Annotated in this window: 1 pseudogene; it reads right to left on the bottom strand. The window is 73.4% G+C overall.

Going from position 1 to position 467, the window contains the following annotated elements:
* Positions 1 to 67: 67 nt before the first annotated feature.
* Positions 68 to 467 (bottom strand): annotated as a pseudogene (locus FNQ90_RS26485) (hypothetical protein); the annotation flags it as partial.

The following is a 467-nucleotide window of genomic DNA, read 5'->3' as shown; positions in this document are numbered from 1 at the left end:
AAGGAACCCCGCCACCCCGGGAGGGGTGGCGGGGTTCCGCCGTGATGCGGCCGGGTGGGCCGTGCGGTCAGCGGAGCCAGGGGAACCGGCCGACCGGGGCGATCCGGGCCCAGAGCCGGCCCAGGCCCCAGGTGTCTCCGGCCCGGGTGGAGGCCAGGACGAACATCACCGCCGCGTAGACCACGTGGTAGTTGACGAACGGGTTGGTGGAGCCGCTGGGCGAGCCGTCGCTCAGGAACCGCGCGGGGGGCCAGACCGCCGCCCACATGAAGGCCAGCATCACCGCGCCGGCGATCGCGACCGGCCACAGCGCCACCCCCACCACCAGGGCGAGCCCGATGCCGAGCAGTCCCAGCATGAAGAGCCAGTCGGCCCAGGTCGCACCGGCCCATGAGTTGAAGAGCGACTCGAAGGGGCCCACCGAGACCGAGCCGAGGAAACCGGCGGTCGGGGACCCGCCCTCGATC

The organism is Streptomyces alkaliphilus (genome assembly GCF_014141535.1).
GTDB lineage: Bacteria > Actinomycetota > Actinomycetes > Streptomycetales > Streptomycetaceae > Streptomyces > Streptomyces alkaliphilus.
Note: the sequence above shows the minus strand (reverse complement) of the source record. Positions and strands in the feature narration are given on the sequence as shown.